General features: G+C 71.5%; 22 protein-coding genes and 1 pseudogene. 10 read left to right on the top strand and 13 right to left on the bottom strand.

Annotated features, from left to right (window positions below):
- Positions 1–83 precede the first annotated feature (83 nt).
- The 3 genes from ACZ5NH_RS13670 to ACZ5NH_RS13680 all read right to left on the bottom strand — a co-directional run bounded on the left by ACZ5NH_RS13670 (position 84) and on the right by ACZ5NH_RS13680 (position 2,092).
- Positions 84–914, bottom strand: coding sequence for a hypothetical protein (locus ACZ5NH_RS13670; RefSeq protein ID WP_468775022.1), 831 nt, complete (start codon positions 912–914; stop codon positions 84–86).
- The gene (locus ACZ5NH_RS13675) at positions 904–1,383 is read right to left on the bottom strand and encodes a DUF6114 domain-containing protein (RefSeq protein ID WP_468775024.1); all 480 of its coding nucleotides are present in this window, start codon (positions 1,381–1,383) and stop codon (positions 904–906) included. Before ACZ5NH_RS13675 ends, ACZ5NH_RS13670 begins: the two co-directional genes overlap by 11 nt.
- An 85-nt stretch (positions 1,384–1,468) precedes the next feature.
- Positions 1,469–2,092, bottom strand: coding sequence for a DUF6230 family protein (locus ACZ5NH_RS13680; protein ID WP_468775026.1), 624 nt, complete (start codon positions 2,090–2,092; stop codon positions 1,469–1,471).
- A gap of 321 nt (positions 2,093–2,413) precedes the next feature.
- Between ACZ5NH_RS13680 and ACZ5NH_RS13685 the strand changes: the two genes are divergently transcribed.
- Entirely contained in the window at positions 2,414–3,058 is a 645-nt protein-coding gene (locus tag ACZ5NH_RS13685; RefSeq protein WP_388620114.1) for a CBS domain-containing protein, read from the top strand.
- A gap of 5 nt (positions 3,059–3,063) precedes the next feature.
- Here the strand turns inward: ACZ5NH_RS13685 and ACZ5NH_RS13690 are convergent.
- Together ACZ5NH_RS13690 and ACZ5NH_RS13695 are read right to left on the bottom strand one after the other, a co-directional pair.
- Positions 3,064–3,224, bottom strand: a pseudogene (locus ACZ5NH_RS13690) (peptide-methionine (S)-S-oxide reductase MsrA); the annotation flags it as partial.
- An 11-nt stretch (positions 3,225–3,235) separates the two neighbouring features.
- Positions 3,236–4,354, bottom strand: a complete 1,119-nt coding sequence (locus tag ACZ5NH_RS13695; RefSeq protein ID WP_468775028.1) for a hypothetical protein — start codon at positions 4,352–4,354, stop codon at positions 3,236–3,238.
- Positions 4,355–4,547: 193 nt separating this feature from the next.
- On the opposite strand from ACZ5NH_RS13695, the gene ACZ5NH_RS13700 reads away from it, so the two are divergent.
- Positions 4,548–5,702 (top strand): cystathionine gamma-synthase, encoded by a 1,155-nt coding sequence (locus ACZ5NH_RS13700; RefSeq protein WP_388620119.1) that lies wholly within the window; start codon positions 4,548–4,550, stop codon positions 5,700–5,702.
- 102 nt (positions 5,703–5,804) lie between these two features.
- On the opposite strand, the gene ACZ5NH_RS13705 is transcribed toward ACZ5NH_RS13700, so the two are convergent.
- The 3 genes from ACZ5NH_RS13705 to ACZ5NH_RS13715 all read right to left on the bottom strand — a co-directional run bounded on the left by ACZ5NH_RS13705 (position 5,805) and on the right by ACZ5NH_RS13715 (position 7,246).
- Positions 5,805–6,053 (bottom strand): hypothetical protein, encoded by a 249-nt coding sequence (locus tag ACZ5NH_RS13705; protein WP_468775030.1) that lies wholly within the window; start codon positions 6,051–6,053, stop codon positions 5,805–5,807.
- A gap of 31 nt (positions 6,054–6,084) precedes the next feature.
- The gene (locus tag ACZ5NH_RS13710) at positions 6,085–6,588 is read right to left on the bottom strand and encodes a sigma factor-like helix-turn-helix DNA-binding protein (protein ID WP_388620125.1); all 504 of its coding nucleotides are present in this window, start codon (positions 6,586–6,588) and stop codon (positions 6,085–6,087) included.
- Positions 6,589–6,739: 151 nt separating this feature from the next.
- Positions 6,740–7,246: a MarR family winged helix-turn-helix transcriptional regulator gene (locus ACZ5NH_RS13715; RefSeq protein ID WP_468775466.1), complete on the bottom strand. Its 507-nt coding sequence runs from the start codon at positions 7,244–7,246 to the stop codon at positions 6,740–6,742.
- A 161-nt stretch (positions 7,247–7,407) separates the two neighbouring features.
- Here ACZ5NH_RS13715 and ilvA point away from each other — a divergent pair, with 161 nt between their 5' ends.
- The 3 genes from ilvA to ACZ5NH_RS13730 all read left to right on the top strand — a co-directional run bounded on the left by ilvA (position 7,408) and on the right by ACZ5NH_RS13730 (position 10,575).
- Complete coding sequence (gene ilvA / locus ACZ5NH_RS13720; protein ID WP_468775032.1) at positions 7,408–8,637, top strand: threonine ammonia-lyase; 1,230 nt, start codon at positions 7,408–7,410, stop codon at positions 8,635–8,637.
- Positions 8,638–8,785: 148 nt separating this feature from the next.
- A complete protein-coding gene (locus ACZ5NH_RS13725; RefSeq protein ID WP_468775034.1) occupies positions 8,786–9,778 on the top strand; it encodes an ATP-binding cassette domain-containing protein in 993 nt (330 codons plus the stop codon).
- Entirely contained in the window at positions 9,775–10,575 is an 801-nt protein-coding gene (locus ACZ5NH_RS13730) for an ABC transporter permease (protein ID WP_388620134.1), read from the top strand. The genes ACZ5NH_RS13725 and ACZ5NH_RS13730 overlap by 4 nt, the downstream gene beginning before the upstream one ends.
- Before the next feature lie 96 nt (positions 10,576–10,671).
- On the opposite strand, the gene ACZ5NH_RS13735 is transcribed toward ACZ5NH_RS13730, so the two are convergent.
- Positions 10,672–12,075: a DUF2079 domain-containing protein gene (locus ACZ5NH_RS13735; protein ID WP_468775037.1), complete on the bottom strand. Its 1,404-nt coding sequence runs from the start codon at positions 12,073–12,075 to the stop codon at positions 10,672–10,674.
- A 243-nt stretch (positions 12,076–12,318) separates the two neighbouring features.
- Here ACZ5NH_RS13735 and ACZ5NH_RS13740 point away from each other — a divergent pair, with 243 nt between their 5' ends.
- The gene (locus ACZ5NH_RS13740) at positions 12,319–14,955 is read left to right on the top strand and encodes a SpoIIE family protein phosphatase (protein WP_468775039.1); all 2,637 of its coding nucleotides are present in this window, start codon (positions 12,319–12,321) and stop codon (positions 14,953–14,955) included.
- Between the two features lie 77 nt (positions 14,956–15,032).
- Here ACZ5NH_RS13740 and greA read toward each other — a convergent pair whose 3' ends face one another.
- Positions 15,033–15,533, bottom strand: coding sequence for a transcription elongation factor GreA (greA, locus tag ACZ5NH_RS13745; RefSeq protein ID WP_388620143.1), 501 nt, complete (start codon positions 15,531–15,533; stop codon positions 15,033–15,035).
- 194 nt (positions 15,534–15,727) lie between these two features.
- Positions 15,728–16,126 carry a DUF4307 domain-containing protein gene (locus tag ACZ5NH_RS13750; protein WP_388620146.1) on the bottom strand — a complete coding sequence of 133 codons (399 nt, stop codon included), beginning with the start codon at positions 16,124–16,126 and terminating at the stop codon, positions 15,728–15,730.
- A gap of 101 nt (positions 16,127–16,227) precedes the next feature.
- Here ACZ5NH_RS13750 and mca point away from each other — a divergent pair, with 101 nt between their 5' ends.
- Both mca and ACZ5NH_RS13760 read left to right on the top strand, forming a co-directional pair.
- On the top strand, positions 16,228–17,109 hold the full coding sequence (mca, locus tag ACZ5NH_RS13755; RefSeq protein ID WP_388620149.1) for a mycothiol conjugate amidase Mca: 882 nt from the start codon (positions 16,228–16,230) through the stop codon (positions 17,107–17,109).
- On the top strand, positions 17,102–17,347 hold the full coding sequence (locus ACZ5NH_RS13760) for a hypothetical protein (protein WP_468775041.1): 246 nt from the start codon (positions 17,102–17,104) through the stop codon (positions 17,345–17,347). The genes mca and ACZ5NH_RS13760 overlap by 8 nt, the downstream gene beginning before the upstream one ends.
- A 9-nt stretch (positions 17,348–17,356) precedes the next feature.
- Here ACZ5NH_RS13760 and ACZ5NH_RS13765 read toward each other — a convergent pair whose 3' ends face one another.
- Both ACZ5NH_RS13765 and ACZ5NH_RS13770 read right to left on the bottom strand, forming a co-directional pair.
- Positions 17,357–20,560: a tetratricopeptide repeat protein gene (locus ACZ5NH_RS13765; protein ID WP_468775468.1), complete on the bottom strand. Its 3,204-nt coding sequence runs from the start codon at positions 20,558–20,560 to the stop codon at positions 17,357–17,359.
- 206 nt (positions 20,561–20,766) lie between these two features.
- A complete protein-coding gene (locus ACZ5NH_RS13770) occupies positions 20,767–21,192 on the bottom strand; it encodes a hypothetical protein (protein WP_468775043.1) in 426 nt (141 codons plus the stop codon).
- A gap of 99 nt (positions 21,193–21,291) precedes the next feature.
- Here ACZ5NH_RS13770 and ACZ5NH_RS13775 point away from each other — a divergent pair, with 99 nt between their 5' ends.
- A complete protein-coding gene (locus tag ACZ5NH_RS13775) occupies positions 21,292–21,882 on the top strand; it encodes a helix-turn-helix domain-containing protein (RefSeq protein WP_468775045.1) in 591 nt (196 codons plus the stop codon).
- On the top strand, positions 21,863–23,902 hold the full coding sequence (locus ACZ5NH_RS13780; protein WP_468775046.1) for a thioredoxin domain-containing protein: 2,040 nt from the start codon (positions 21,863–21,865) through the stop codon (positions 23,900–23,902). The genes ACZ5NH_RS13775 and ACZ5NH_RS13780 overlap by 20 nt, the downstream gene beginning before the upstream one ends.
- Positions 23,903–24,077 lie beyond the last annotated feature (175 nt).

Below are 24,077 nucleotides of genomic sequence, written 5' to 3' on the forward strand. Positions count from 1 at the left end.
TCCGTGACTTCGATGTTCCTCCCTGTGTTCTCCGTCCGCGACTCTCCGGTTCCTCTCGGCCCGGGCCCGCTCGGGACCGTGGGTCACCCGGCCGGGGCGTGGAGCAGCGGTTCCGTGATGGACAGGTTGCCGCCGAATTGGGCGACTGGTGAGACGGTCGCGTCGACGCAGGTGATCGTGCGTGTACGGGTGACCAGGTGCGCCAGCCAGGGTGGTACGGCGTCGGGGGTGATGGCGACGGTGCGGTTCACCGGGAGAGAGGCGCCACCGAGGGAGGTGACCGTGCCGGACAGACTGCGGATGTAGAGGGTCACCACGCCGTTGCCGCCTTGGCCTGTGAGCGTGGTCCTGGACCTGGCCTGCAGTCGCACCGCCGCGCGGCCTCGGCCCGCGGTGACGTCGAGGTTGACGGCCGCCACGGAGCGGGCGACGAACTTCAGTGCCCGAATGGGCCCGGCTGCGGTGCGCACGGTGACCACACCGCGGAAACCGACGGCCCGGAGTACGAGTCGGTCGGCGCGCAGTACCCAGGAGATGGTCGTGGGGCGGGCCGGCGTCGGGTCGAGTGGTGCGTCGGAGAAGGACCAGGAGGCCCCCGTGACTGCTCGTGCGGTGCTCGCGGACGGCCGCGCGGCGTGCGCGGGTGCCGCCCCGACGCCGGGGAGCGTGCGGGCCGGACCGGCCGGTTGCGGGGTGGCGCCTGTGGGGACGCCGGTGTCGACGCGGGTGAGGAGCGGGTTCGTCGACCAGGGCGTGAGGAGGCGCAGGACCAGGGGCACGGCGGCCGCGGCCAGTGCGCAGGCGACGGGCCGTGGTACTCGTCCGAGCGTGCGGCGGGGCGGTGGGGTGCGGCCCGGGCGGCGGGGCTCGGGCGCGGAGGAGTCCGTGGTCCGATGGGCGCGGTCAGTTGCCACGTCGGCCTTCCCCTGCCGGAACGGCCGTGGACCCACAGTCCGCCGGCGCCGTCGGCGGTTCGGTGGCGACGGGAGTCCAGGAGCAGGCCAGGGAGCCGCCGATCAGACCGCTGATCAGTCCGAGGAAGAGCCCGCCGAGGTTCGCGACGGGGAAGGAGACGAGGGCGAGCAGGAGAGTGGCGATCCCGGCGAACAGGCGGAGGTGCGGCTGGTACCAGAGGGTGAGCCCCAGGGCGATGAGCAGAACTCCGATGATCAGGGCTCCGGCACCGGACGTGGTCGACATGGCCAGCGGAATTCCGGCCAGGTCCAGATTCGCGTACGGCCAGTACAGGATGGGCAATCCCGCCGTCGTGGTGAAAAGCCCCGCCCAGAAGGGGCGTTCGCCACGCCAGGTTCCGAACCTGTGCCGGGCGCGCGCCGCGGTGACGCGCAATCGGGTTCCTCTGCCGAGGAGATTGGTGCTCACGTGTCTTCCTGATCAGCGGTGCGGCGTACGCAGGGCCGTGTGGCGCGGATGCGGGGGCGTTCGGCGGGTTCGGCCCGCCCAGGGCTCAGGAGCATTCGTGGCGGCCGTGCTCGATCCGCACGCGCAGGCCGGGAATGCTGAACGTACCGGCAGAGAGCGCGACCGCGGTCACGTGCACGTCGGTCAGGGTGACCGACGTGGCCTGCTGTCCGAAGCCGTTGGGGTCGAAGAAGAGCGAGTTCCTGTCGCCCGGATTGATCGGGCCCTTGGTGATCTCCCCCTGTGCGATGCCCTGGTCGAGTCCACGGAATTCCGCCTGCCCGGCCGACTGGAACGCCGTGTCGAGGAACAGGTTCGATGCCTCGACCGGTCGTTCGTCTCCGCCGGTGAGCTTCAGTGTCTGCGGGCCCAGCACCGGCACCTCGATCACCACGGACTCGCACAGCCCGCTGATCGTCGAGTGCCGGGATCCGGTGACCTCGACCGGCACACGCTCGCCCTGCCTGGTCACGTCCACCATGCCGTAGATGCTGAGGCCGCGAGCGGTCAGCGTGTCGGCGGTGACCTGGAATCTCTGGCCGGAGATGAGGAACGACGCGGCCAGTGCCCCCTGCCCCATGGCGATGCCGAGGGCTGCGCAGGCTGCGATGCCCGGAACCAGGACTGCCGCGAAGCGCCGCCAACGGGTTCTGCCGGCGCGGTGCGACATCCCGTCTCCTTCGATCACGGCGCGAATCCGGTCACATCTTGACGAAGTGGACATTTCCTCGTTGTCCAGTGACGGATCCTAGGCTTCCGGTTGCGGCAACCGGCTGCACGCCAGGGCCGCCGTACGGGTGACGCACACGGTGCTCGGCCTTTCGGGCGACAGACGGTGCACACGCACTGTGGGACAGCCGGCCCCTCCGTCAGGCCGAACGTCACTGGTCGCCGGGGCGGTGCGGTGTTGTCATGGGTAGGGAGACGGGGGTGGACGAGCGGTCCGGGGGCCGGGGCTCCGCCCCGCCGCGAAGTGGAGGAGGCCGATGCCATGCTGCACCGCCGCACGGTCAGTGACGTGATGACCGAGGAGGTCATCACCCTCCGCCCCGACACGCCGTTCCACGAGATCGCCGCCTTGCTGGACGCCAACGACATTGCCGCGGCCCCGGTCGTCGACGACGAGGGCGCTCCCATCGGCGTCGTGTCCGCGTCCGACGTGCTGCGGCACGAGACCGGCATGCCCGACCCGCAGGGGCGGGACGGGAATGACGAGCACGCATGGGGCAAGGCTCGGGCCCGGACCGCGGGCGCTCTCATGAGCAGCCCCGTCTTCACGGCCCGTGCCGACTGGACGATCCCCCGGGCCGCACGGGAGCTCCGCAGGCGCCACGTCAAGCAGTTGCCGGTGGTCGGCGACCACGGGCTCCTGACCGGCATCGTCAGCCGCAGCGATCTGCTGGACGTCTTCATCCGCTCCGACGTCGAGATCCGCGGCGAGGTCGAGCGGGACGTCCTGGGGCGCATCCTCGGTCTGGAGAAGGGCACCGTCGCGGTCGAGGTCCGGGACGGCGCCGTTACGCTGCGGGGTCACGTCCCGGAACCGCGTCTCGTCCCGGTGGCCGTGGGCCTGTGCCAGGGCGTCGACGGTGTCGTTGCCGTGGACGCCCAGCTTGCGGCCGTCCGGGCGGACTGATCGTGGTCCGCCGGCAGGTGGTACTGGATTTCTGTGGTGATCCGGCCGTGGCCAAAGGCGGTCAGGACCCTCCGGTACGCGGTCCGGGAGGCCTCGGCGGTGGTGGCTGGGCCGGGGTGTGAGTGTGGATCGCCGAGCGGTACTGCGTGCCCACCTCGTTGCCCCTGGGCCGGCGGTTCAGCCGGGCAGGGTGGCCGGGCTGCCGCCGTTGGCCTCGTATCCGGCCACCGCCAGGGCGCGGTAGAGGGCGAACTCGGCGGCCGGGTCGGCGGACAGCGTCCAGGGCAGGGCGCCGATGTGCCCGTCCACGTGTATCAGCTGGTGCATGGCCTCCTGCCAGCGCTCGGCGCGCACCAGGAAGAAGACCAGCAGATGGCGGACGTGCGCGAGCATCGGGTCGTCGGGGCGGGCCGAGTGCACCGCGTGCAGGGCGCCGTGCATCGCCTTGGTGACGACCTCGCTCTGGTAGAAGCCCGCCACCAGGTTCACCTCGGGGAGGTGCTCGAAGACCGCGAACAGGGGCAGCGCGGCAAGCAGCGAGCCCTGCGGCGCGCGGGCCGCTGCGGCCTCGGCGAAGGAGTACGCCTGCTCGCGCGAGCCGTGCCACTTCTCGCACCAGTAGTGCAGCGCGGCCAGATGCGCGCCCATGTGCTGCGGGGCGCGGTCGAGGATCTTCAGCCACAGCTGGTCGAACTCGGCCTGGGAATAGGCGAGTCCGCGGGCGATGGACAGCTCGACGATGTAGGGCACCGGGTCGCCGGGGGCCAGCAGGGCCGCCTGGGCGCACGCGTCCCGGGCCTCCTCCATGATGATCCGGAAGTCGTCCGTGCCCGGCGTCGAGGTCCGCCAGGCCTGCTGCACCAGGAACTCCGCGTAGACGGCGGCGCAGCCCGCGTCCTTGGGCTGCTCGGCCCGCCACACCCGCAGCCACTGGCCGCCCGGCGTCTCGTGCACCCCGCCGGGCCGCTGCTGCAGCTCCAGCGCGGCCGCGCCCGCGAAGGCCTGGACGCGCTGCCAGCGCAGCTCACCGTCGGTCTCGGTGCCGGCCAGCAGCTGGGAGGCCGCGCGATAGTCCTGCGTGCGCTGCACCAACTCCAGGACGTCCAGCAGGTCCTGGTCCGGGCCGGGCATGCGCAGGTCCAGCTCCTCCTGGCGCACGAAGCCGTAGGCCGCCGGGTCGGCGGCGTCCGGGTGTCCCGGGGGGACCTGCTCGATCACGCCGCGCCTGCGCCGCATGACCGACAGCAGCACGAAGCTCAGCATGAGCAGCGCCATGAGCAGCCAGAGAATCGACATGCCCCAAGCGAACCAGACGCCGCCGACAATTGGCCAACCCCGCCGCCAGGCTGTGGAAAACTCTGGTCCCGTTCATGACAGGACACTCGGGGGCGGTGTCCGTACGGGGTCCACGCAGGGAAGCCCCTTCGTCCGGTGCCGCCTGTGCCGGGCGGGCGTCAGCATCCGGCCGGGCGCACTACGCTCGGTGCACATGAGCGACAGGCACATCAGTCAGCACTTCGAGACCCTCGCGATCCACGCGGGCAACACCGCGGATCCCCTCACCGGCGCGGTCGTCCCGCCGATCTACCAGGTCTCGACCTACAAGCAGGACGGCGTCGGCGGGCTGCGCGGCGGCTACGAGTACAGCCGCAGCGCCAACCCCACCCGCACCGCCCTCGAGGAGAACCTCGCCGCGCTGGAGGGCGGCCGTCGCGGTCTCGCCTTCGCGTCCGGCCTGGCGGCCGAGGACACCCTGCTGCGCACGCTGCTCAGCCCCGGTGACCACGTGGTGATCCCGAACGACGCCTACGGCGGCACCTTCCGCCTCTTCGCCAAGGTCGTCACCCGCTGGGGCGTGGAGTGGTCCGTCGCCGACACCAGCGACCCGGCCGCCGTACGGGCCGCGATCACCCCGAGGACCAAGGCCGTCTGGGTGGAGACCCCCTCCAACCCGCTGCTCGGCATCACCGACATCGCCGCCGTCGCCGCCGTCGCGCACGACGCGGGCGCGAAGCTCGTCGTCGACAACACCTTCGCCACGCCCTACCTCCAGCAGCCACTGTCGCTGGGCGCGGACGTCGTCGTCCACTCCCTGACCAAGTACATGGGCGGCCACTCGGACGTGGTCGGCGGCGCGCTGATCGTCTCCGACCAGGGCCTCGGCGAGGAGCTGGCCTACCACCAGAACGCGATGGGCGCCGTCGCCGGCCCCTTCGACTCCTGGCTGGTGCTGCGCGGCACCAAGACCCTCGCGGTGCGGATGGACCGGCACAGCGAGAACGCCGCGAAGATCGCCGACATGCTGACCCGGCACCCGCGCGTGACCAGCGTGCTCTACCCGGGCCTGCCCGAGCACCCCGGTCACGAGGTCGCCGCGAAGCAGATGAAGACGTTCGGCGGCATGGTGTCCTTCCGCGTCGACGGCGGCGAGGAGGCCGCGGTCGAGGTGTGCAACCGGGCCAAGGTGTTCACGCTCGGCGAGTCGCTCGGCGGCGTCGAGTCCCTGATCGAGCACCCCGGCCGGATGACGCACGCCTCCGTGGTCGGCTCCGCGCTGGAGGTCCCCGGCGACCTGGTACGCCTGTCCGTGGGCATCGAGAACGCCGACGACCTGCTGGCCGACCTCCAGCAGGCGCTGGGCTGACGCGAACGCACGCCCTGAGGCGGGGCCGGGTCACGCAGGCCGGGGGGCCTTTGACGGGTGGCCGTGGCTCCGCCGCGGGGCGCGAACTTACGACCCCCCGGCTCACCAGCCGGTGATCGGCGGAGTCGTCTGGGAGGGCGGTTCCGTCCACGGGTGCACTCGGGCCGCCCACACGCTGAACGCGACGGCTGCGGCGCAGGCCAGCAGCCACAGCACCCGGCGGACGAGCTGCCGGTGCCGCAACAGGCGCTCGCCGCGGCGCACGGCCTCCCCGCACAGGTCCGGCGGCACCGGCGCCGGGGCCTGTTCCATGATCCGCCGCGCGGCGGCCTCCCGCTGGGACCGGTTCACGCCGCCCTCCCGTTACGCCGGGGTCTCGCTGTCATGACGGCGCCACCTCCCTGCCCGCCGTCCGTGGTGCGGGACGGCTCGGGGGGTGCAGCAGCGTGGCCGTGGCGCGGTCGCAGATGGTGTGGACGCGTTCCCGGGGGAGTCCGAGGAGGGCCGCTGCCTGTTCCTCGGCGACGCCTTCGTAGAGGCGCAGTACCAGGATCAGCCGCTCCTGCGGGGTGAGCGCGGCGAGCGGGCTGCGCGGATCCGGGCGGGTGCGGCCGAACGCGCCGTACTGGTGCCATGTCGCGCGTGCGAAGCGGGTGGCGAGGTACTGGCGGGCGCAGTCGTACGGGTCCTCGCCGTGCAGCCGGTCCCAGCGCGCGTAGGTGTGGGCGAGCGCGAGCGTCAGCAGGCGCCGCGCGCGCGGGTTGGCATCCGGTGCCTCCGCCGTCAGCAGCGTGGCGGCATGCAGCAGACGTCCGGCCGCACCCGCGACGAACGCCTCGAACTCCCGGGCCCGGCGGGCACCCCGGGACGCCTGCCGATCACGCACCGCGCCTCCCCCTGGAGGGGCCCTGTCCGGTACGGGACAGGTGAACCGCGTACGAACGACACAGGGCCCGGTGGTCTCATATGAGGCCAGCGGGGGCCCGGGGTCAAGACTTCGGCACGGACCGGTGCGTGTCCGCGGTGGGAGCCCGTCCTCAGGACGCCGGCGGCTGCTCCGCCGGCGCGGGCCCCTGCACCGTCATCCGTGCGGACAGCGCGCGGTTGAACCGGGTCAGGAGCGTGCAGAACTGCTCGCGCTCCTCCGGTGCCCAGTCCTGCGTCAGCTCGGCCATCAGCTGGCGCCGGGAGGAGCGCACCTCCTCCAGCCGGGAGGCCCCGCGCGGGGACAGCTGAAGGACCACCGCACGCCCGTCCTCGGGGTGCGAGGTGCGCTTGACGAGCCCGGTGTCGACCAGCGGAGCCACCTGCCGGGTGACCGTGGAGGAGTCGATGCCCATGCTCGCGGCGAGCGCCTTGACGCCCATCGGGCCTTCCTTGTCGAGGCGGTTGAGCAGGAGATACGCCGCGCGGTCCATGGAGTTGCGCACCTGCCCGACCCCGCCGAGCCGCGTCTGTTCGGCACGCCGGGCGAACACCGCCACCTCGTGCTGGAGGGTGTCGAGAAGACCGGTGTCACCGACGGTCGTCATGTCCATCGACATTTCAGGTGTTGTGGGCATGGCCGGAGGCTCGCTTCATGAAGGGCTGCTGGTTGGGGGACAGGGTACGCGGCCCGGCGGCGGGCCGTACCGGCGCTGCGCAAACCGGTCTCGGAGCTTGGTCACATCCGTCGTGTACGACCGTGAACTGCGATGCTGGAGTCATGAGCTACGGCACGGCTGACTCCTTGCGTTCCGTCACCCTGGACGATGTGCGCGGAGCGCAGAAGATGCTCTCGGGTGTGGCGCGGGTGACCGCGATGGAGGGCAGCCGGCACCTGACCCAACTCGTCGGCGCACCGGTGCATCTGAAGTGCGAGAACCTGCAGCGCACCGGTTCGTTCAAGCTGCGCGGCGCCTATGTGCGGATCGCCGGGCTGCTGCCGGAGGAGCGGGCGGCCGGGGTGGTGGCCGCGAGCGCCGGGAACCATGCGCAGGGCGTGGCGCTGGCGTCCTCGCTGCTCGGGGTGCACTCCACGGTGTTCATGCCGAAGGGCGCCCCGCTGCCCAAGATCAGCGCGACCGGCGACTACGGCGCCGAGGTGCGCCTGCACGGCCAGGTGGTCGACGAGACGCTGGCCGCCGCCGAGGAGTACGCGGCCGAGACGGGGGCGGTGTTCATCCACCCCTTCGACCACCCCGACGTCATCGCCGGTCAGGGCACGGTCGGCCTGGAGATCCTGGAGCAGTGCCCGGAGGTGCGCACGATCGTCGTCGGAATCGGCGGTGGCGGGCTCGCGGCCGGCATCGCGGTGGCGGTGAAGGCGATCCGGCCGGACGTCAGGATCGTGGGCGTACAGGCGGAGGGCGCGGCGGCCTACCCGCCCTCGCTGGCCGCCGGGCATCCGGTGTCGGTGGAGAGCCCGGCGACGATGGCCGACGGCATCAAGGTGGGGCGGCCCGGCCTGGTGCCGTTCGGGATCGTCAGGGACCTGGTCGACGAGGTGCGCACGGTCAGCGAGGACCAGCTGTCGGCCGCGCTGCTGCTGTGCCTGGAGCGGGCCAAGCTGGTCGTGGAGCCGGCCGGGGCGAGTCCGGTCGCGGCGCTGCTGGCCGCGCCGGGCACCTTCGAGGGGCCGGTCGTCGCGGTGCTCTCCGGCGGGAACGTGGACCCGGTGCTGATGCAGCGCGTGCTGCGGCACGGCATGGCCGCGCAGGGCCGCTACCTGGCCGTTCGGCTTCGGCTGACGGACCGCCCGGGCGCCCTCGCCACGCTCCTCGGGGTGTTGTCAGTGGTCGACGCTAATGTCCTCGACGTGAGCCACGTACGAACCGACCCCCGGCTCGGGCTCACGGAGGCGGAGGTGGAGCTGCACCTCGAGACGAAGGGCCCGGCGCACTGCGCCGAGGTCGGCCAGGCCCTGCACGACGCGGGTTACACCGTCATCGGCTGAGAGCCCGACGGCGGGCCTGGTACTGATCGGTCACTCGTTCGAGTCAATCCCCGGTCCATCCCATTGAGGAACGCGATACATCGCGTTATGGTGTGGACAGCCTTCCGAAGAATCCCGGACGACGATCCCCGATGACGTGGAGACAGACATGCCAGGCGCCATCCATGCCGAAGGCCTGGTGAAGACCTTCGGCGACGTAAGGGCTCTCGACGGCGTAGACCTGGACGTGCCCGACGGCACGGTCCTCGGCCTTCTCGGGCCGAACGGCGCCGGTAAGACGACGACCGTCCGCTGCCTGACCACCCTCCTGCGCCCCGACAGCGGCAGGGCGGTCGTCGCGGGCGTGGACGTACTGAAGGACCCCGACGCCGTACGCCGCTCCATCGGCCTGTCCGGCCAGTTCGCGGCGGTGGACGAGTATCTGACCGGCCGGGAGAACCTGGTGATGGTCGGGCAGCTGTACCAGATGAAGGGCAAGGCGGCGAAGGCGCGCGCGGAGGAGCTGCTGGAGCAGTTCAACCTCGCGGACGCCGCCGACCGCCCCACCAAGACCTACTCCGGAGGCATGCGCCGCCGGCTCGACCTCGCCGCGGCCCTCGTGGTCTCACCGCCGGTGATGTTCATGGACGAGCCGACGACCGGCCTGGACCCGCGCAACCGCCAGCAGCTGTGGGAGGTCATCAAACAGCTCGTCTCCAGCGGTACGACACTGCTGCTCACCACGCAGTACCTGGAGGAGGCCGACCACCTCGCGCACGACATCGCGGTGGTCGACCACGGCCGGGTCATCGCCCAGGGCACCTCCGACCAGCTCAAGGCCCGCACCGGCGGCGAGCGCGTCGAGGTCGTGGTGCACGAGCGCGAGCACATCACGACCGCCACCGAGGTGCTGCGCGGCTTCGGCAAGGGCGAGGTCACGGTCGAGGAGCACACCCGAAAGCTCACGGTCCCGGTGACCGGCGGCGCCAAGCTGCTCGCCGAGATCATCCGTGAGCTGGACACCCGCGGGATCGAGATCGACGACATCGGGCTGCGCCGCCCGACCCTCGACGACGTCTTCCTGTCGCTGACGGGACACGTGGCCGAGGCAGCCGACCAGGCCGACCGGGCCGAGGCGAAGGACAAGGAGACCGTGAAGTGAGCGCCGTGAGCGATTCCCTGGTCATCGCCCGCCGGAACCTGATCCGCATGGGCCGGATTCCCGAGATGCTCGTCTTCGGGCTGATCCAGCCGATCATGTTCGTGGTGCTGTTCACCTATGTGTTCGGCGGCTCGATCCAGGTCGGGTCGTCCAACTCCACCCAGGCCTACCGTCAGTTCCTGATGGCCGGCATCTTCGCCCAGACGGTCACGTTCGCCACGGCCGGCGCCGGTGCCGGCATCGCCGACGACATGCACAAGGGCCTCATCGACCGCTTCCGCTCGCTGCCGATGGCACGCGGCGCGGTGCTGACCGGGCGCACCCTCGCCGACCTGGTACAGACCGCACTGACCCTGCTCGTCCTCGCGGTCGTCGCCCTCCTGGTCGGCTGGCGCACCCACGAGAACGTCGGCAAGGTGCTCGCCGGATTCGGCCTGCTCCTGCTGCTCGGGTACGCGTTCTCCTGGATCGGCGCGCTCATCGGCCTGTCCGTGCGCACTCCCGAGGCGGCCACCTCGGGAGGTCTGATCTGGCTGTTCCCGCTGACGTTCATCTCGAACGCGTTCGTGGACGCGAACCAGATGCCGGCCTTCCTGCGGCACATCGCGGAGTGGAACCCGTTCAGCGCCACCGTGCAGGCGAGTCGCGAGCTGTTCGGCAACCTTCCCCCGGGCTTCCAGGCGTCCGGCGCCTGGCCCATGCAGCACCCCGTGTGGGCCTCACTGATCTGGTCGGTCGTGATCATCCTCGTCTTCCGTACGCTGGCGGTCCGCAAGTACCGCCGGGCGCACGGTTGATGGCTCGGCCGTCCCGCATCGGCCCCCCTCCGGGCGGAGGGGGGCTTCCACGACCCGCGCCGCCGTCGGCCATCGGGATCCCCGAGGCGCTTCGGGCTACGTTCGGGTGAGTACCGCGTACTGCTGGTCGTTGAACACCAGCCGGTACCGGGTGCCCGGGTGCAGCCCGTTCGCGTAACCCGTGACGTCCTTGATCGGGGACGACCAGCCCGATGCCAGATCCAGGGCGATGTACTGCGGCACCACTCGCCCGGTGTTGCCGACCCAGTACACCTGGGTGCGGCCCGCGAGATGCGCCATGAGTCCGGTGTTCGCCTCCACGCTCACCCCGGACGGTATGAGCCGTACGGCTTGCGCGCCGGCCTCGGCCCGTGGGCCGCCGTCGAAGGTGCCGGAGTCCAGCAGCCCGCGTACCGGCAGTTGCAGGCACAGCGTGCCGGCGACCGCCGTCGCGGCGGCCACCCCGCCACGCGCGTACCCGCGCACCCAGTCCCGCGGCGAGGCCTCGGCGCGGCGGATGCCGTCGATCAGCGCGACGAACACGACTGGCATGAGCACCGCGCTGTAATGCCAGTCCCGCCCCCAGTAGTTTGGATCGTCGGCCAGGAAACGCCACCCCAGGGTCGGCAGGGCGATCAGCACGAGCCGGGACCGCAGCACGAGGAAGGCGGTCACTCCGAGCACCCACAGCAAGGTCTCGGTCTTCGTCCCGATGCCGTCGGTGAGACCGCCCGCCCCGGAACCGTGGCTGACCTTCCCCCAGTAGTCGTAGTCCCCGTTCGTGTTGAACCACGGAATGATCACCGTCATCACCACCGCGGTCGCGGCCGCCCCGAACGCCCCCAGCGCGGCCCCGAGACGCCGTTGACCTGCCAGGAACAGGCACAGACCGATCGCGGCGACGGTCAGCCCCAGGTCCTCCTTCACCAGCACCAGGGGTGCGCTCCACCAGGCCGCGCGGCGCCACCGGCCGAGTGCGAGCGACCGCAGAGCCAGGGCGAGCAGCGGCATGGCCAGGGATATCTCGTGGAAGTCGAAATCGACCGCCTTCTGCACACCCCACGACAGGCCGTACGCGGCCCCCAGCAGAATCCCCTTGGCGCGGCCGAGGACCTCCTCCGCGGTCGCCGAGACCACCGCGGCCGAGCAGGCGAACAGCGCGGCCTGTACGACCAGCAGCGTCACCGGTGTCGGGAAGAGCCGGTAGGCGGGCGCGAGGACCACCAGGGCGGGGCTGAAGTGGTCACCGAGGATATTGAAACCCGGCCCCTTGATCGTGGCTATCGGTGCCCGGAGATGCGCGTAGGAGGACACGACCTGCTCGAAGATCGACAGGTCCCAGGAACTGGTGGCGAACCGCTCGAACCTGGCGACCGACAGCACCGTGTAGATCACGAACAGTGCGGCGCCGAGCCACAGATGCGGGCATCGGAGCACCCCGGCGACCGAGGCGAGCCGGATCCTCGCCACTTTGGCCTGTTCGGCGGCGGCAGCGTTCACGAGCTCGCCGCCGTCTTCTCAGCCGTGTTCAACTGATCCCTCTTCGAGACGGCGATGTCTTCGAGAGCCTTGTGAGGGACACGACCGCCTGTTCACCCTTGCCGGGGCGCCCCGCCCCGCCGAGATCGCCCATGATCTTCACTGACTGTACATGGACATGATCAGTTAGTCGAGCGTTCGACTGCCGCGTCGGGCTGCCTCCGTGCTGTTGCGGAGGCATGGGAACCGGCGGTGCAATCAAGTGTGAGGCACTTTGGCGGCACCGTGTCCCCGGGCGTCCCCGCTCCCGGGACGGGGGCCCGCCGGAAGGGGCTCAAGACCGACGCCCTGGGCATGTTCTCCTCGGTGACCATGGGCCTTGCCTCCGCCGGCCCGGCGTACAGCCTGGCCGCCACGCTGGGCATCATCGTGGCCGGGGTCGGACTGCAGGCCCCGATCGTCACCATGCTGGCGTTCATCCCGATGCTGCTGATCGCCTATGCCTTCCGGGAGCTCAACGCGGGCAACGCGGACTGCGGGACCACCTTCACCTGGGCGACGCGCACCTTCGGACCGCGCGTCGGCTGGATGGGCGGCTGGGGCCTCATCGTCGCCAACATCATCGTCATGGCGAACCTCGCCGACATCTCCGCCGCCTACGGCTTCCGGCTGGCGGGCCTGAACGAACTGGCGGAGAGCCGGTTGTGGACGACCGTGGCGGGCATGGTCTGGATCGCCGTGCTCACCGTGATCTGCTACGTCGGCATCGAGTTCTCGGCGGCTGTCCAGCGCTGGCTGCTGTGCCTGGAAGTGGTGATGCTGACCGCTTTCGCCGTCGCGGCGCTGGTGAGGGTCTACACCGACCCGCCCCCGACGGCGATCCATGTGTCCGCCTCCTGGTTCAACCCGTTCGAGGTGCCCTCGGCCAGGGCCCTGACCTCCGGCATCCTCGCGGGGGTCTTCATCTACTGGGGCTGGGACACCACGTTCACGGTCAATGAGGAAACCGTCGACAGCACGCGCATCCCCGGGCGCGCCGCGGTGCTGTCCACCGTGCTGCTCCTGATCATGTACGGCCTGGTGTCCACCTCCACGCAGGCGTTCGCGGGAGTCGGCACGTCGGGCATCGGGCTCGGCAACACGCGCAACACGGACGATGTGCTCTCCGGACTGGGCGAGGCCGTGTTCGGGGGAAGCGACACCGGGCTGATCCTGTCGAGACTGCTGATTCTGATGGTGCTGACCTCGGCGCTGGCCTCCGCCGAGACCACCATCCTGCCCCTGTCCAGGACCGTCTTCTCCATGGCGGTCCACAAGGCGATCCCCTCCCGGTTGGCCAGGATCCACCGCAGGTTCCTCACCCCGACCTGGGGCACGGTCGGCATAGGAGCGGCCTCGATCGCCCTGTTCGCCCTGCTGGCGTCGTGCAGCCATAACATCCTGGCCGACTCGATCGACTCGGTCGGCCTCGCGATCGCGTTCCAGTACTCGGTGACCGGCTTCGCCTGTGTCTGGTACTACCGCAAGATCCTCACCCGCAGCACCCGGGACCTGGTCTTCAAGGGCATACTGCCGGCGCTGGGCGGGCTGATGATGATCTCGCTGTTCCTCTACGCCGCCTTCGTCGTCTACGCGAAACCCGGGTACGGCACGACCGCCGTCGACCTGCCGCTGATCGGCCGGACGGGCGGGGTCACCGTCCTGGGCCTCGGCGCCCTGCTGATCGGTCTCCTGCTGATGCCGGTGGTCACCCATGGCCATACCGTGGCCCTCAAACTCCAGCGCAGTCTGCTTCCGCGCCACCTGCCGGCACACACCGCCGTCGACTCGGCGAGCCGCTACCAGCCCGCCGACAGCAGGTCCGGCGTGGGCGGCGACTGGTACGACGTCATCCCCCTGTCGGGAAAACGGGTCGGCCTGGTCGTCGGAGACGTGCTCGGTCACGGCCTGCGTGCCGCGGCCACCATGGGACGCCTGCGCACCGGTGTGCGCGTGCTGGCCCGGCTGGACCTGAGCCCGGACGAGGTGCTGTCCCGGCTGGCCGACCTGGTCGAGCAGACCACGCACGAGGGCGGGCCCGACCGAGGCCCGGGCCACCGCAGGCCGCACGCCGACGAGGCCTTGGGCGTGAGCTGCCTGTACGCCGTGTACGACCCCTTCTCGGGGAAGTGCGCTCTCGCGCGGGCCGGGGAGCCGGTGCTGGCGGTCGTCGACCCGCACACGGGCGCCGTCGGCTATCCGGAGCTGCCGAGCGGGCCGCCGCTGGGAATCGGTGGCCCGCCCTACCAGAGCGCGGAACTGGATCTCGCGCCGGGCAGTCTCGTCGCCCTCTGCACGGACGGCCTCCTCCAGGCGGCCGACGACCGCGCCGCCGGGCTCGCGCAGCTGTCCCGCGTCCTGGGCGACGGCCGGGCGTCCTTGGCGGCGCTGTGCGACAGGGCGGTGGCCGCGATGCTGCCCGGGCCGGTGGACGTGGACGCGACGCTGCTCATGGTCAGAACCCGCCTGCTCGACCGGAACCAGTTCGCCGAGTGGCCGGTACACCCGGACCCGGCGGCGGTGGCCACCATCCGCACCGCCGTCACCAAGCAGCTCGGCGACTGGGGGCTGGACGACCTGGCCTTCACCACCGAGCTCGTCGTCAGTGAACTGGTCACCAACGCCATCCGCTACGTCGGCGGTCCGATCCGCGTGCGCCTGATCCGCGACCGGACCCTGATCTGCGAGGTCTCCGACACCGGCCACACCGCGCCCAATCTCCGGCACGCCGCGAGCGACGAGGAGGGAGGACGGGGGCTGTTCATCATCGCCCAGATGACCCACCAGTGGGGCACGCGCTACACGCGCGCCGGCAAGACCATCTGGACCGAGCAGGACATGCCGCCACCGGCCGGCCGGTAGCGGCACGGCAAAGCCCCCGGGGTCCGGCGGAATCCGGCGGACGCCCGGGGGCCCGAGGTCATGTCGGGTGGGGTGGATCAGCCCGAGTACGGCTCGGCCTTCAGGATCGTCACCGAGGCCTTCTTGCCGTTCGGCAGTTCGTACTCCGCGTCCTCGCCGACCTTGTGGCCGATGACTCCGGCGCCGAGCGGGGACTGCGGCGAGTACGTCTCGATGTCGGCGCTCGCGTACTCGCGGGAGGCGAGCAGGAACGTCATCGTGTCGTCCTCGTCACCGTCGAAGGCGATCGTGACGACCATGCCCGGCGCGACGGCACCGTCGGCGGAGGCCGGGGCCTCGCCCACCTTGGCGTTCTCGAGAAGCTGGGTCAGCTGCCGCACGCGCAGCTCCTGCTTGCCCTGCTCCTCCTTGGCCGCGTGGTACCCGCCGTTCTCACGCAGGTCGCCCTCCTCGCGCGCGGCCGCGATCTTGGCGGCGATCTCCGTGCGCGCAGGACCAGTAAGGTACTCAAGCTCGTCCTTGAGCTTGTTGTACGCCTCCTGGGTCAGCCAGGTGACGTTCTCGCTGGTCTGGGTCACAGGGTGCTCCTCGTCGGTACTGGGAATACAAAGCATCGCCCTACCCGGAAGAATGTTCCCTCATGGATGGGCGAAACCACGAGCCTAACAATTCAAGGCCGGAAGGGGGAGGACATAAGCCATCAGAATCACATCAACGCAGGTCAGCGTGTACGTATTCCGGGTGAAGCCGGTGAGTGTCCGGCCGGCCCCGGTCAGCCGGTATGGCAGCCGAGCAGCTCGGCCGTGGTGCCCTTCGCCGTCGTACGCAGCGTGACGACCTTGTCGATGCGCGTGGCCGACCCGGTGAAGCGGAAGTCGGCCCGGCCCACCTCGGAGCCGTCCGCCGCCTGGGAGCGCAGGGTGCAGTAGCCCGAGGTGCCGGAGTCCTTGTGGACCTCCAGATGCACCTTGACCGCGCTGTCCGTGGTGTCGAAGGCGATCACCTGGGCGCTGATCCTGCTCTCCACGACATAGTGGTACGCGAAGTATCCGACCAGTGCGAGCAGGGCCGCGCCGAGCACCGCACCGGCGACCTTGAGCTTGCGGTCCGCACGCTCGTCCGAGGAACGGCCGTAGCGGCCCTCGGGCAGCCGCGCGCTCGCCGTACTCATGATCGTCCTCTCCGCGGAATTATTCGCCCCCCGATTCCGTCACTATAGAAGCCGCCGATCGCGCCGGGACCACGGGGCGCCGACTTACCGAGGATTGAGTCTTGACTGACCAGTTGCGACTGATGGCCGTTCACGCGCACCCCGACGACGAGTCGAGCAAGGGCGCGGCCACCATGGCGAAGTACGTGTCCGAGGGGGTGGACGTGCTGGTGGTGACGTGCACCGGCGGAGAGCGCGGATCCATCCTCAACCCGAAGCTGCAGGGCGACACGTACATCGAGGAGCACATCCACGAGGTACGCAAGAAGGAGATGGACGAGGCCCGCGAGATTCTCGGGGTCAGGCAGGAGTGGCTCGGCTTCGTCGACTCCGGCCTGCCCGAGGGCGACCCGCTGCCGCCGCTGCCCGAGGGCTGCTTCGCCCTGGAGGACGTCGACAAGGCGGCCGGCGAGCTGGTCCGCAGGATCCGCGCCTTCCGCCCGCAGGTGATCACCACCTACGACGAGAACGGCGGCTACCCGCACCCCGACCACATCATGACCCACAAGATCTCCATGGTGGCGTTCGAGGGCGCGGCGGACACCGAGAAGTACCCGGAGGCCGAGTACGGCCCCGCCTACCAGCCGCAGAAGCTGTACTACAACCAGGGCTTCAACCGCCCCCGCACCGAGGCGCTGCACCAGGCGATGCTCGACCGGGGCCTGGAGTCGCCGTACGGGGAGTGGCTCAAGCGCTGGAAGGAGTTCGAGCGCGCCGAACGCACGCTGACCACGCACATTCCGTGCGCGGACTTCTTCGAGATCCGCGACAAGGCGCTGATCGCGCACGCCACGCAGATCGACCCCGACGGCGGCTGGTTCAAGGTGCCGATGGAACTGCAGAAGGAGGTCTGGCCGACGGAGGAGTACGAGCTGGCGAAGTCCCTCGTGGACACCTCCCTCCCCGAGGACGACCTCTTCGCGGGCATCCGAGACAATGCCTGACATGAGCGCAAGCGTGAGCCTGGCAGTGACGCACCTCGTCCCTCTCGCCAAGGAGGTCGACGAGAACAAGGTCACCCCCGGTGTCCTCGGCTTCATCGTCTTCGCGGTGATGGCCCTGGCGGTGTGGGGACTGATGAAGTCGATGAGCAAGCACATGAACAAGGTCAACTTCAAGGAGTCCCCGGACCGCGAGGCCGAGCGCACCGAGAAGGCCGACTCCGCGGCCGATCGGGGCTGACCCCGGGCGTCAGCGCGCCGCCACTACCGCCACCCCCATCACCTCCCGGGCGTGGCGGTCCGGCGTCATGCGCAGCCGCCAGGCCTGCCAGCCGTCCTCCAGGCTGACCCCGCGCTCCAGCAGCAGGGCGTACGCCGGGACGGAGTCGGCCAGCTTCTCGTCCCGCAGAGGATGGCCGGCGCGGGCCAGCCGGGCCAGCTCCTCCTGGGCGACCGCCGTGCCCACCTCCACCCCGCCGGGTGCCGCGTAGGGCAACAGGGTGCAGCGCAGAAAGCGGGCCCAGTCCTCGCCGCGCCGGTCGCCGTAGGAGACGAACAGGTCCAGCGCCTCGTCGGCGAGGGCCAGCGCGGCCTGGGTACGGGCGTTGCCCGCGTCGACCACCGCCAGCTCCAGGCACGTCCACGCCTCCCCGTGCGCGACGCCGATCCGCTGGAAGTCGGCGCGGGCGTCCACCAGGAGCTGCCGGGCGAAGCCGGAGTTGCGCAGCGAGCCGGTCTGCGCGGCCCGCTGGTCGCGGGTGACCCGGGCCGAGTGGTGTCGGGCGCAGGCCAGGCCGTAGACGTCCCGCATCCGGGAGAACATCGTGCGGGACCGCTCCAGGTCGCGCACCGCCGCATCCAGGTCGCCGGCCTCCTCCAGCGCCTGGCCCAGGTAGTACAGCGTCCACGCCTCGCCGCGCGCGTCCTCGTTGTCCCGGTGCCGGGCGGCGGTCCGCCGCAGGCCCTCGACGGCCGGTGCGGGGTCGCCGGCCACCAGACGGGCCCGGGCCAGCTGGGTCAGCGCCCAGGCCTCGCCGCGCGCGTCCTGCGTCCGGCCGCAGCGCTCCAGGGCCGACCGCAGCTCTGACTCCGCGCGCGGTACGTCCCCCATGCGCAGCGCCAGCTGGCCGAGCTGGAAGTGCGCCCAGGCCTCGCCGTGCACCGAGCCGCCCTCGCGGTGCAGGACCAGGGAGCGGGTGAGCAGCTCCAGCGCCTCCGCGAGCCGGCCCCGGTCCCGCTGGACGGCGGCCAGGGCGTGCATCGTCCAGGCCCGGTCCGTGGCCAGCTCCGGCGCCGCCTGCAGATCCAGCGCCTCCCGCAGCTTGGCGGCGGCCTCGCTGAGCTGGCCCTGGTGGTGCAGGGTGATCCCGAGCGAGCCCAGCGCGCGGGCCGCACCCGCGTCATGGTGCGCCTCCCGGTACAGGTCCACCACCGAGGCCAGCGTGGCGCGCGCCTTGTCCAGCTCGCCCAGCTGCCGGGCCGCGATCCCGGTGCGCCACTGCACCGAGCGCACCAGCAGCCCCTGGTCCACGGCCTGCGCCAGCTCGCTGATCTCCCCGAGCCGGTACAGGTCGCCGCGCAGCAGGCAGTAGTCGCACAGCGCGCCCAGCAGGTTCTGCACCGCCCTCTGGTCCACGCCCTCCGCGTGCCGCAGGGCCGCGGTGATGAAGCTGGACTCGTCGTCCAGCCAGCGCAGCGCCTCGTCCAGCGAGGTGAAGCCGTGCGGGCCGAACTGCTGCGAACGGGTCGACATGTTCCCGTCGACCAGGCGCAGCACCGAGTCGGCCAGGTCCGCGTAGTTCACGATCAGCCGTTCCTGCGCCGCCGCGCGCTCGGCCGGGTCCTCCTCGTCCAGCAGCCGGGCCTGGGCGAAGGCGCGCACCAGGTCGTGCAGCCGGTAGCGGCTGCCGCGCACATGGTCGAGGAGTCCGGCCCGGGCGAGGTCGGCGAGCTGCCGCGTGGCCTCGGCCTCGTCCGTGCCGAGCAGCGCGGCGGCCGCGGCGGCGCCCAGCGAGGCCCGGCCCGCGAGCGCGAGCCTTCTCAGCAGCCGGCGCGCGGGCTCCGGCTGGTCGGTGTAGCGCAGCCACAGGGCACGCTCCACCGGCTCCACCGGGCCGTACGCGCCCAGGGCCGTGGCCAGCTGCCGGGGCGAGCGCGGGCCGAGCGCGGAGCCCGCGATCCTGAGCGCCAGCGGCAGCCCGCCGGTGAGGTCCCGGATCCGGTCGGCGGACTCGGCGTCGTACGGCCCCGACGCGTCCCCGGCGACGGCCCCGAGCAGTTCCTCGGCACCCGCCGCGTCCAGCGCCTCGACCGGCAGATCGTGCACCCAGGCCGGCAGATCCGCCGGCAGGTCCAGGGCCGTACGGGCGGTGACCAGGACCAGACTGTCGGAGCGCTCGGGGACCAGCGCCCACACCTGCTCCGGGTCCGAGGCGTCGTCCAGCACGATCGTCACCGGCAGGCCGGACAGCTGCTGGTGGTACAGCTCGCCGAGCCGCTTGACCTGCTGGTCGGGGGAGGACCGCTCCCGGAACAGCAACTGTTCACGGGGCGCCCCGAGCCGGTTGAGCAGATGCAGCAGGGCGTCCCGGGTCGACAAGGGCGGCTCCTCCCGCCGGCCGCCGCGCAGATCCACGACCACCGCGCCGCGGAAGTGGTCCCGCAGCTCGTGCGCCGCGCGCACCGCGAGCGTGGTCCGGCCGGAGCCGGGCTCGCCGTGCAGCACGACCACCGTGGGCCGGGTCTCCGTGGCCGCCCGGGCGGCCTGCGCCCACTGCCGGATACGTGCCAGCTCCGCCCGGCGTCCCGCGAACGGACCGTCCCTGTCCGGGAGTTGCCCGAACGACTGCTCCAGCACCGAACGCCGGCGGGCCGCCGCGCTCTTGTCCGCGCCGCGCAGTGCCGGGCCGCCCTTCTTCTTCCGGACCGTGGCGGCGGTCAGCACCCGCTGCTGGTCGAGGAACGGGCGGATGCCGCGCACCTCCAGCGCGGTCAGCCACTGCAGCCGCAGCTGCTCCGGCCCGCCGGGCTGGCCGGCCGCGCCCGCGCGGTGATGCGCGGCGGGCAGATGGGCACCGGCCGCCTTCACCACGGAGGCGGCGGCACCGACCACGCCCGCGGCGGCACCCGCGCCGACGGCCGTACCGCTTCCGGTGCCGAGCAGGAGGTCGGCGCCGGCCGCGGCCACCGCGGCGACCACCGCCACCAGCAGGGCGGTTCCGGCGCCCTCGCGGGCGTAGCGCTGCCCGAAGGTCAGCCGGCCCGCCTCGGTCTCGTCCAGCGCACGGACGTAGGCCTCGTACTCCTCGCCGGCCGCCTCCGCCATCGCGCCCAACGCGCCGCGCGCCCGCGACAGCAGCAGCTGCCCGTCGATCCGCCCGCCCGAGCGCCGTACCTCCTCCTCGACGGCCCGCACCAGTAGCCGCTCGGCTTCCGCCCGATGGCCGTCCCGCATGTCCCGTCCCCCTCCGGCGTCAACTCCCTTGTCCACGAGTGTCCTTCGCGGGACGCGTAAGCGGGAGGGGTGGTGTCCGGTGGGGAGTTGGGGAGGTGCGGCAACGTCCTTGTGAGCGTGTTCCGTGCGGTGCGGAGGCGCTGCGGCCTGTCCGAGGGAACGCGGACGCCAGTCCGCAGACCTCGCTCCGAGGGCGGGCCGGCCGCTCAGCGCCGGGCGGTCCGCCGCCCCTTGCCCACGGCCAGACGCACGCACGCCCCCGCCAGCGCCCCCTCCGCCACCGCGCACAGCAGCGCCTCGGCCAGCGGGGCGCCCGTGCCCGCGGTGGTTATGTCGAACCAGGCGTCCAGCACCGCCACCGATGCCGTCGCCGAAGCCGTCAGGCGGGATCTCGGGTCGCCCCGCAGGCCGAGCAGGGCCGTCGCCGCGCAGCCCGTCGCCATGAGGACGTCGAGGCCGATCCAGGCCAAGGGCCAGTTGTCCACCTCGGTGCTGCCCGGCAGGGTCAGGGCCAGCACCACCGTCCACGGCACCAGCAGGACCGCCGCCGCCCCCAGCAGGACCAAGGGCCACCTCTTCCGTCCAGCCGCCGTCATGGTCATGGTCGCGCCCACACCCTCCCCGTCCGTCATCCCTCGGCTGCCTCCACCGTAGATCCCAGAGAAAGTTCTGCAAAGAAAACTCGGCAGACATCGGGGGCTTCTCAGGGTTCTCGGGGTTACCGTGACCGCATGACCGACGGCCTGCCCGAGATGACCAGCCTGGAGCGCACCGCCCTCTACAAATCCCTCGGCAACCCGCTGCGCCGCCGGATCCTCGAATACCTCGGCCGGCACGGCGAGGCGAACTCCACCGTCCTCGCCCGCGAACTCGGCGAGAGCTCCGGCACCACCAGCTACCACCTGCGAAAACTCGCCGAGCAGCGGCTCATCGAGGAGATCCCGGAGAAGTCCGGCGGGCGGGAGCGGTGGTGGCGCTCGCTGCCGTTCAGCCACACCACACCCGACCCGGCCGCGATGACCCCGGAGGAGTACGAGGCCGCCGCCCAGCTCGCCCATCTGAAGATCGAGTTCGACACCGCCCTGTACCGCCGCGCCCACCAGGAGTACCGCGGCCCCGAGGGCTGGGCCCAGGTCCAGCGCCACGGCACCTGGCTGACCAGGGAGGAACTGCTCGCCTTCATGCGGGAGTACCACGCCCTGCTCGACCGCTACGGCCACCTCCGCGAGGACGCCCCCGAAGGCGCGCGCCCCATGAACCTGCGCTTCTACGCCGTCCCCGAGCCCGTGGGAGAGTGGAACGGTGAACCGACTGGCCCATGAGACGTCCCCGTATCTGCTCCAGCACGCCGACAACCCCGTCGACTGGTGGCCCTGGTCGGCCGAGGCCTTCGACGAGGCCCGCAAGACGAACAGACCCGTCCTGCTGAGCGTCGGGTATTCCAGCTGTCACTGGTGTCATGTCATGGCCCACGAATCCTTCGAGGACCAGGCCACCGCCGACTACCTCAACGAGCACTTCGTCACGATCAAGGTCGACCGCGAGGAACGCCCCGACGTCGACGCCGTCTACATGGAGGCCGTGCAGGCCGCCACCGGGCAGGGCGGCTGGCCCATGACCGTCTTCCTCACCCCCGACGCCGAGCCCTTCTACTTCGGGACCTACTTCCCGCCCGCGCCCCGGCACGGCATGCCCTCCTTCCGGCAGGTGCTGGAAGGGGTGCAGCAGGCCTGGAGCACCCGCCGTGACGAGGTCGCGGAGGTCGCCGGGAAGATCGTGCGCGACCTCGCCCAGCGGGAGATCGTCCGGCAGGGCGACCGCGCGCCCGACGAGCAGGAGCTCGCCCAGGCCCTCCTCGGCCTCACCCGCGAGTACGACCCGCAGCGCGGCGGATTCGGCGGGGCGCCCAAGTTCCCGCCGTCCATGGTGCTGGAGTTCCTGCTGCGGCATCACGCCCGGACGGGCGCCGAGGGCGCGCTGCAGATGGCGCAGGACACGTGTGAGCGGATGGCCCGCGGGGGCATCTACGACCAGCTCGGCGGCGGGTTCGCCCGGTACTCCGTCGACCGTGACTGGATCGTGCCGCACTTCGAGAAGATGCTGTACGACAACGCGCTGCTCTGCCGCGTGTACGCCCATCTGTGGCGGGCCACCGGATCGGACCTCGCCCGGCGCGTAGCCCTGGAGACCGCAGACTTCCTCGTCCGCGAACTGCGCACCGACGAGGGCGGGTTCGCCTCCGCGCTCGACGCCGACAGCGACGACGGCACGGGCCGGCACATCGAGGGCGCGTACTACGTGTGGACGCCCGAGCGGCTGCGCGCCGTGCTCGGGGACGCGGACGGCGACCTCGCCGCCCGGTACTTCGGCGTGACCGACGAGGGCACCTTCGAGCACGGGCAGTCCGTCCTGCAACTTCCGCAGAGCAGCACCGTCTTCGATGCCGAGAAGATCACTTCCATCAGGGCACGGCTCCTCGCCGAGCGCGCCGGGCGCCCCGCCCCCGGCCGGGACGACAAGGTCGTCGCCGCCTGGAACGGCCTCGCCGTCGCCGCCCTCGCCGAGACCGGTGCCTACTTCGACCGGCCCGACCTGGTCGAGGCCGCCCTCGGCGCCGCCGACCTGCTCGTCCGGGTGCATTTCGACGAGCACGCCCGGCTCGCCCGCACCAGCAAGGACGGCCGCGTCGGCCCCAACGCCGGCGTGCTGGAGGACTACGCCGACGTCGCCGAGGGCTTCCTCGCGCTCGCGTCCGTGACGGGTGAGGGCGTCTGGCTGGATTTCGCCGGACTGCTCCTCGACCATGTGCTCGCGCGCTTCGCCGACCCCGGCACCGGCGCGCTCTTCGACACCGCGTCGGACGCCGAGCGGCTCATCCGCCGGCCGCAGGACCCCACCGACAACGCCACCCCGTCGGGCTGGACCGCGGCGGCCGGTGCCCTGCTGGGCTATGCCGCGCACACCGGTTCCGAGCCGCACCGGACCGCCGCCGAGCGCGCGTTGGGGGTCGTGAAGACCCTGGGTCCGCGCGTGCCCCGGTTCATCGGCTGGGGGCTCGCCGTCGCCGAGGCCCTCCTCGACGGGCCCAAGGAGATCGCCGTCGTCGGACCAGGGCCCGACTTCGCGGACGAGCGGACAACGGCCCTGCACCGTACGGCACTTCTGGGCACCGCCCCGGGCGCCGTCGTGGCCGTCGGCACAGCGGACAGTGACGAGTTCCCGCTCCTCGCCGACCGGCTCCTGCACCAAGGCGAACCGACCGCGTACGTCTGCCGTAACTTCACCTGTGACGCGCCGACGACCGATCCGGAACGGCTCCGCGCGTCCCTGAACAGGAGCTGAGCATCCGGAACCCCGGTTACCGGAAGGTGTGAACTGTCCGAAAGAGAGCAGGTGTTCGGATAGATCCCACTACTGATACCACCGTTCCGAAACAAGCTATTTATCGGAAGAGCTCCCGCACTTCACAGATCCCCCCTACTGTCTCCACAGCGGGTCGACGGGCGGTCACTCACCG

The sequence above is a fragment of the Streptomyces sp. NPDC031426 genome (genome assembly GCF_055581585.1).